Genomic DNA, 7,034 nt, shown 5'->3' with positions numbered 1-7,034 from the left:
GGCCCCATGCTGGCCGGACGGCTCCAGGACGGCCGCCGCTCCTGCCTGAGCCACATGTTTGAGGCCGTGGGCGCCTACAAGGCTGGCAAGCTGGACGAGGCCGGCGTGGAGGACTATGAGAACAACGCCTGCCCCACCTGCGGCTCCTGCTCCGGTATGTACACCGCCAACTCCATGAACTGCCTCACCGAGGGCATCGGTATGGCCCTGCGGGGCAACGGCACCATCCCCGCGGTCATGTCCGCCCGTCTGCGGCTGGCCAAGCACACCGGCATGCAGATCATGGAGCTGGTGAAAAAGGACATCAAGCCCCGGGATATCATGACCGAGGCCGCCTTCCACAACGCTGAGACCCTGGACATGGCCCTGGGCTGCTCCACCAACTCCATGCTCCACCTGCCCGCCATCGCCCACGAGTGCGGTATTGAGCTGGACCTGGAATACGCCAACCAGATCTCCCGTAAGACCCCCAACCTGTGCCACCTGGCCCCTGCGGGCGACACCTACATCGAGGATCTGGACCGGGCGGGCGGCGTGTACGCGGTCATGAAGGAGCTGACCAAGAAGGGCCTGCTGGACACCTCCGTCATGACCGTCACCGGCAGGACGGTGGCTGAGAACCTGGAGGGCGTGGAGAACCTGGACCCCGAGCTTATCCGGCCCATCGACAACCCCTACTCCCCCTACGGCGGCATCGCCGTTCTCAAGGGTTCCCTGGCCCCCGAGGGCTGTGTGGTCAAGCAGTCCGCCGTGGCCGAGGAGATGATGGTCCACACCGGCCCCGCCCGTGTCTTTGACAGCGAGGAGGACGCCATCCAGGCCATCTACCAGGGCAAGATTGTCCCCGGCGACGTGGTGGTTATCCGGTATGAGGGACCCAAGGGGGGCCCGGGCATGCGGGAGATGCTCAACCCCACCAGCGCCATCGCCGGCATGGGCCTGGACAAGGAGGTGGCCCTCATCACCGACGGCCGCTTCTCCGGCGCCACCCGGGGCGCATCCATCGGCCACATCTGTCCCGAGGCTGCCCAGGGCGGACCCATCGCCTTTGTGGAGGAGGGGGATACCATCTCCATCGACATCCCCAACTGCAGGATTGATCTGCTGGTGGACGCTGACACCCTGGCCCAGCGCAAGGCCAAGTGGGTGTGTCCCGAGCCCAAGGTCAAGACCGGCTATCTGGCCCGGTACGCCAAGCAGGTGACCAGCGCGGCCCGCGGGGCGGTGCTGGAGTGAGAGCTGTCCGGGCTTGACCTTGTCCGCCCGTGAGGGCGCACAAGCGTTTTCGCAACGCGAAAACCTTGGCGCAGGCGGGATTCATTTCCGCCGAGCAAATTCCCGCGGGGCCCCCGCGGGGCCTGCCCCGTGGGGGCAAGGCCGGCTGTCTGGCCCGGTACGCCAAGCAGGTGACCAGCGCGGCCCGCGGGGCGGTGCTGGAGTAAAGCGAGAGAAAATGCAGTACGGCGGGCCCCGTTCAGACGGGACCCGCCGTTTTTCACCGTTTGGGCGGCCTTTACAGGGGCGGGCCCGCTTGCAACGGACAGGGAAATTTGCTATGATGAAACAAATTCCCTATCATTTCGGTATATCAGCGGGGCGATCTGACGGGAAAGGGGGGCGCGGAGATCAGTGCAACAGAATATGGACCAGTGGTTCAGCGAGCTCTACCGGCTCAACGCGCCCAGAATGGTGCGGTATGCCTACGCGCAGCTGCGGCGGATGGAGATCGCCGAGGAGCTGGTAGAGGACGCCTTTGTCCTGCTCCTGCGCAAGCAGGAGCAGGTAGCAGGACATCCCAACCCGTCAGGCTGGCTGTGGAAGACCCTTCAGCACCTGATTCTCACCGAGGTGCGGGCAGCTCGAAACCGGATGGAGGTGCCGCTGGAGCAGGACTTTGATCTGGCGGCTCCGCATCGGGAGACCGAGGCCCTGGCAGACTGCCTGCCCGAAGGACTGACACCCCGGGAGCGGGCGATCCTGCTTTTGTACTATGAGGAAGAGCTCAGCCATGAGGAGATCGCACGGAGACTTGGCATCTCAGAGCTCAATTCTCGCACCAGGCTCTTCCGGGCCAGAGGACGGTGCAGAGAACTGATGGAAAAAATAAAAAAGTCTGACGCCCTGTAACGAAATGACGCTGTGATGCAATATTCTTAATGAAAGGGGCGCGGAAAGCGCCATATGGCGCTTTTATCGTCCGTTTTGCGGACGATAAGGAGGAGGTGAACAAGGATGCCTGAACAACGGTGGAACGACATGGCGCTGGAGGAGCGGACCGAGGCCCTCTCCGACTATCTGGACCGGATGGAGGAGGAGTCATTTGACCCTGCGGCAGTGGATGACTTCCTGGCCGCCATGGAGAAAATGGAGCCGGAGGCATCCAAGTTTGACACGGAGGAGGCGCTGAGAACCTTCCGCGAGAAGCACAGGGATCTGATCCGGGGAGACAGGGACGCCGGGCGGGAGCAGCCCGCTTTCACTGTGCTCCCCGCGTCCGGCAGGCCCCGGAGGCGGCGGCTTGCCGCCCGTATTGCAGCTGTGGCGGCTGTGGCGGCCGCCAGCTGCCTGCTCATCTGCCAGGCTGCCGGTATCGACGTGCTGGGCTTTTTTGCAAAATGGGGCAGGGAAGAGTTCTGGTTCCCAGGCAGCACAGCCGCCCAGGAGAGCAGCGCCGCTGTGGAGGGCACCTATACCACGCTTCAGGAGGCGCTGGATGCCAACGGAATCACAGTCCCTATGGCGCCCACCTGGACTCCGGGAGAGGAGGAGGGGTTCGGACGGCTGGAAGAGACCGCTCAGGTTTCTCAGGAAATGCAGTCCACCTTGATTACGGCCCAGTGGCAGGACGGTGCAGGTAAGGGGTATTCTTTGGAGATTGTCCGTTATGACCTGGACGGCGTGTCCACCTCCCTTGCTGTGCCAGGGGAGCAGAACACAGAACAGTATGTCTGTGACGGCACCTCATATTATATTACGGTGACAGGGGACGAAACTGCCCGGATTTTGTGGAACCGGGAGAACCTAACCGGCGACTTGACCGGCAACCTGACGGTAGAGATGGCGGAGACGCTGATAGAGTCCATCACCCGTCCGGCGGGAGAACCGGTCTACACAGCCCCCAGCACCGACTATATCCCTCTGGGCAACAGCATCCAGTCCATGCTGACGGCCTGCAACCTGGATGTCCGCATGGCCCCCAACTGGCGGCCCGCCGGCTTTGAAAAATGCGATATCAGCAGCGGGTTTGACAGAGGAGTAACCACAGTCCACGCGGTCTATGACAACAGCCGGGCCCAAAAGACCCTGACCATCCATCTGGAGTGGTGGGATAATGAGACGGCGGTGGAGCCCCCTGTGTTCGCAGGCATTACCGGAGCGCCGGCGTATTACATGCACAACGGCGTGGAATTTGGCCTTTACTCCTGTGACACGGGTTATGCGGTTGCCTGGCAGGACGGCCATGTCTCCGGCTACATCAGCGGCGGCATCACGCTGGAGGAGGCCAAACGGATGGTGGATTCCATCCCCAGATGGTCCCAGGAGCGCCCCAAAGAGGAGAGCAGCGGCCAGGTCATCAGACCGGAATATAAGCAGTATGACAGCCTGACCCAGGCGCTGGAGGACTATGGCCTGGACCCGGGGCTGTTGCCCGCCTGGGTGCCGGAGGGCTTTGTGCCCGAAGAGAGCGAGGCCGTGGAGCTGCGGAGCGGCGTGGAGTTTGACGGCGTCTATGTGAGAGACGGCGAATGTCTCATGGTCAATCTCAGCCTGCTCGGGGACGGAGATGACGGCCGCACCACTGTGTACATGAAGGACGACTGCCCTGTGACAGAGTACGAGCACAACGGCGTCACCTACTACATCATGACCAACGGGGACTGGCGCACCGTGGCCTGGAAGAGCGGCAATATTGAGGGCTCCATCAGCGGCAGCTTTACCCTGGAGGAGGCCAAACGGATGGTAGACTCCATCGCCGCGGTCCCAGGCAACAGCTGAACAGGCACCGCATAAAACAGCCGGGCGCGGAAGCGCCCGGCTGTTTCTCAGGCCGCCGGAAAAGTCCAAGGACTCTTCCGGCGGTTTTCCAAAATGCAGCTGCCCTTGCGCTGCGCTGCGTAAAAGTTTGCGCTCCGCGCGCCGCAGGCCCGGCGGGGGCGTTTTTGTCAGGAGGCCTGTTTCCGCTTCTGACTGTGCCCTACACGGAGGTACCAGCGCAGTGCTTCAGTGCTCCGTTCCCGACGCAGGACATAAAAGGTGAGAACGGCGTCGGCAGTCACCAGGACGGCGGCGGGGAGGGTAATCCAGCCGGGAATGGCGGGGAGGAGCACCGAGGCCCAGGGCTGGATCAGCCCCATAAGCCCCAGGGAGAGCAGGCCCCACAGCCCGGAGAAGAGCAGGCACACCCTGCCCCCCAGATGGAGGGGCAGGTGGCTGTAATCCCAGAAATCCACCCCGGCAGCGTAGTGGTACACCACCGCCATGGCGTACTCGGCGGCAGTGGCGGCCAGGGAGCCGCAGAAAAACAGCAGCAGGGGATTGGACAGCACCGCCGGGGGCAGCAGCAGGATGAGCACCGCACCCAGGCCGTACACCGGGCAGAACGGGAGAAAGAGGTGGCACTTCCGGTCCCGTTTTGGGTTGCCTGTGACCCGGGCAAAGAGCACCTCCAAAACAAAGCCCACGAAGCTGTACAGCACAAAGTACCAGAACCACACCGCCATGCCTGCACCTCCAGAAAGGAAATTGCCTTTAGCATGGTCGGAACGGCGCAAAACATACGGGCAGTTTCTGACAAAAGACAGGCCGTCCGGGCTGCCGGTAGAGTTCGACAGAGTGAAAAAGGAAAAACGAAGGAAATTGGTGAAAACACTCCTTGTCCCCGGCGGAGAAATATGATATCATAATCCGAATAATTAAAATGGGGGAAGATGGGCATGCGGCATCTGATTGATTTTGGCGATTTGCCTCGGGCGGAGTGGGACGCACTGTATAAGCGGTGCAGTGACATTATCGACCACCCTGCCGATTATATGGACGCTTGTAGGGGAAAGGTGATGGCCAGCCTCTTTTACGAGCCCTCCACCCGGACCAATTTCTCCTTCCAGACGGCTATGCTCCGGGTAGGCGGCTCGGTGTTCGGCTTTGCCGACCCCAAGTCCACCTCAACTGCCAAGGGCGAGACCCTGAAGGACACCATCAAGATGGTCTCCGGCTACGCCGATGTAGTGGTAATGCGCAATCCCCGTGAGGGCGCGGCCAAGGCGGCCTCCCTGTACTCGGACGTGCCGGTGATCAACGCCGGTGACGGCGGGCATATGCATCCCACTCAGACTATGGCCGACCTGACCACGATCACCCGGCTCCACGGCGGCGTGGATGGCCTGTCCGTGGGATTGTGCGGCGACCTGAAGAACGGCCGCACCGTCCACTCCCTCATTAAGGCGATGGCCAAGTTCAGGGATATCAAGTTTTACCTCATCTCCCCCCGTGAGCTGGCAGTGCCTGAGTATATGCGGGCCTTCATGCGTGAGAACGGTATGTGGTTCGTGGAAGTCACCGGCCTGGAGACCGTTATGCCCCAGCTGGACGTGCTCTACATGACCCGTATTCAGCGGGAGCGCTTTGTAGACCCCCTGGAGTATGAGCGCAACAAGGGAATCTATATCCTCACCCGCAGCAAGCTGGAGCGGGCCAGGAAAGATCTGCTGGTGATGCACCCCCTGCCCCGTGTGGACGAGATCTCCATCGACGTGGACGACGATCCCCGGGCGGTCTACTTTGAGCAGGCCCGGTACGGCATGTTTGCCCGCATGTCCCTCCTCATTGAACTGGCCAACCAGCCCCGCATGAGTCCCGGCGCGGTGGAGATTGGCACTCAGCCCGTGTGTCATAACCCGAACTGCATCACCCAGACCGACCACTATCTCCCCCCGCTGGTGAAGAAGAACGGCGGCGTGGACTGCTGCGCTTTCTGCGACGCCCAGCTGGTGTAAATATGCAGACGTCAAAGCTCCGGCTTCCATTGGAAGCCGGAGCTTTGACGTCTTTGACCCGGAAGTCCGGCCTGCCGCCATATTGCCGCAGCGCCCTGTGAGACGCTTATGCCGTCTGCCACAAGCGGACCGCTTCAGCGAAAGAAAAAGCCTGTCCGGGGAGCGACTGGCTGCTTTGACCATGGGGGCGAGATGTGATATAATCGGGAAAACGGCGGCGCCTGCGGACAGACCCGGTCCTGCTGCCGGATGGAGAAAACCATGAAAAGGAAGCGGCGACATGCACAACGAATTGACCCAGAAAGATCTCCAGCTGATGCGGGAGGAACTGGATTATCGGCGGATTACACTGCGGCCCAAGCTGCTGGAGGCAGTAAAGGAGGCCAGGGGCTTTGGTGATCTCAGCGAAAACTTTGAGTATAAGGCGGCCAAGCAGGAGAAGAACCGGAATGAGAGCCGCATTCGATTCCTGGAGAACATGATCCGCACGGCGGTGGTTATCTCGGAGCAGACTGCACCGGACATGGTGGGACTTTATGACAAGGTGGACGTGTACCTGGAGAAGGATGACGTAACCAGGACCTATCAGGTGGTCACCACCATGCGGCAGGACGCGCTCCATGGACGTATCAGCAAAGAGTCCCCTGTGGGCGCGGCCCTGCTGGGCAAGCATGTGGGGGAGCGGTTTTATATCAAGGTCAACGACAACTATGGCTACTATGCGGTGGTGAAGGCCATAGAAAAAGGGGAGGATGACGGCTCTGTGCCGCTTAACCGCTTCTGATTGTTTCTGCGCGAAGTTGTTTTCAAATTGTTCACAAGTTCTTTATAAATTAGTCAATCTTTTTGAGAGGAATCATGGTATTCTCTTACTGTCAGCAGATGACAGAAGTTTTCCCTCCTCCCTCTCTTTTCTTACACACACAGGAAAGCGGGTCCGCCGTACGGCGGACCCGCTTTCTGCTGCTTAAAGAACCACTGGGTCTGCCAGTGGATAAAGAGCTTATAGCTATGGACAAAAAAAGGACTCCCCGATAGATT

General features: G+C 60.8%; 6 protein-coding genes. 5 read left to right on the top strand and 1 reads right to left on the bottom strand.

The genetic code is table 11. The annotated features are described in order from the left end of the window. The 3 genes from Q0K06_RS13465 to Q0K06_RS13455 form a co-directional block, all read left to right on the top strand. The coding region (locus tag Q0K06_RS13465; RefSeq protein WP_294553546.1) for a dihydroxy-acid dehydratase at nucleotides 1–1,236 on the top strand (1,236 nt) is incomplete at its 5' end. A gap of 393 nt (nucleotides 1,237–1,629) precedes the next feature. Next, on the top strand, nucleotides 1,630–2,127 hold the full coding sequence (locus Q0K06_RS13460; RefSeq protein WP_294553543.1) for an RNA polymerase sigma factor: 498 nt from the start codon (nucleotides 1,630–1,632) through the stop codon (nucleotides 2,125–2,127). Nucleotides 2,128–2,232: 105 nt separating this feature from the next. Then, complete coding sequence (locus tag Q0K06_RS13455; RefSeq protein WP_294553540.1) at nucleotides 2,233–3,996, top strand: DUF4367 domain-containing protein; 1,764 nt, start codon at nucleotides 2,233–2,235, stop codon at nucleotides 3,994–3,996. A gap of 167 nt (nucleotides 3,997–4,163) precedes the next feature. Here the strand turns inward: Q0K06_RS13455 and Q0K06_RS13450 are convergent, their stop codons facing one another. Then, the gene (locus Q0K06_RS13450) at nucleotides 4,164–4,721 is read right to left on the bottom strand and encodes a putative ABC transporter permease (protein WP_294553537.1); all 558 of its coding nucleotides are present in this window, start codon (nucleotides 4,719–4,721) and stop codon (nucleotides 4,164–4,166) included. A gap of 213 nt (nucleotides 4,722–4,934) precedes the next feature. Between Q0K06_RS13450 and pyrB the strand changes: the two genes are divergently transcribed. Together pyrB and Q0K06_RS13440 are read left to right on the top strand one after the other, a co-directional pair. Next, a complete protein-coding gene (pyrB, locus tag Q0K06_RS13445; RefSeq protein ID WP_294553535.1) occupies nucleotides 4,935–5,993 on the top strand; it encodes an aspartate carbamoyltransferase in 1,059 nt (352 codons plus the stop codon). 280 nt (nucleotides 5,994–6,273) lie between these two features. Further along, nucleotides 6,274–6,777, top strand: a complete 504-nt coding sequence (locus tag Q0K06_RS13440) for a GreA/GreB family elongation factor (RefSeq protein WP_294553533.1) — start codon at nucleotides 6,274–6,276, stop codon at nucleotides 6,775–6,777. The last annotated feature ends 257 nt before the right edge of the window (nucleotides 6,778–7,034 follow it).

Source organism: uncultured Pseudoflavonifractor sp. (genome assembly GCF_944387805.1).
Lineage (GTDB): Bacteria > Bacillota > Clostridia > Oscillospirales > Oscillospiraceae > Pseudoflavonifractor.
The sequence above is the reverse complement of the archived record's forward strand: the minus strand, read 5'-3'. Positions and strand labels throughout refer to the sequence as shown.

Excerpts from the sequence above, each read along its gene's own strand:
- Q0K06_RS13455 (WP_294553540.1), top strand. The coding sequence starts at position 2,233 with ATGCCTGAACAACGGTGGAACGACATGGCGCTGGAGGAGCGGACCGAG.
- Q0K06_RS13440 (WP_294553533.1), top strand. The coding sequence starts at position 6,274 with ATGCACAACGAATTGACCCAGAAAGATCTCCAGCTGATGCGGGAGGAA.
- pyrB (WP_294553535.1), top strand. The coding sequence starts at position 4,935 with ATGCGGCATCTGATTGATTTTGGCGATTTGCCTCGGGCGGAGTGGGAC.
- Q0K06_RS13450 (WP_294553537.1), bottom strand. The coding sequence starts at position 4,721 with ATGGCGGTGTGGTTCTGGTACTTTGTGCTGTACAGCTTCGTGGGCTTT.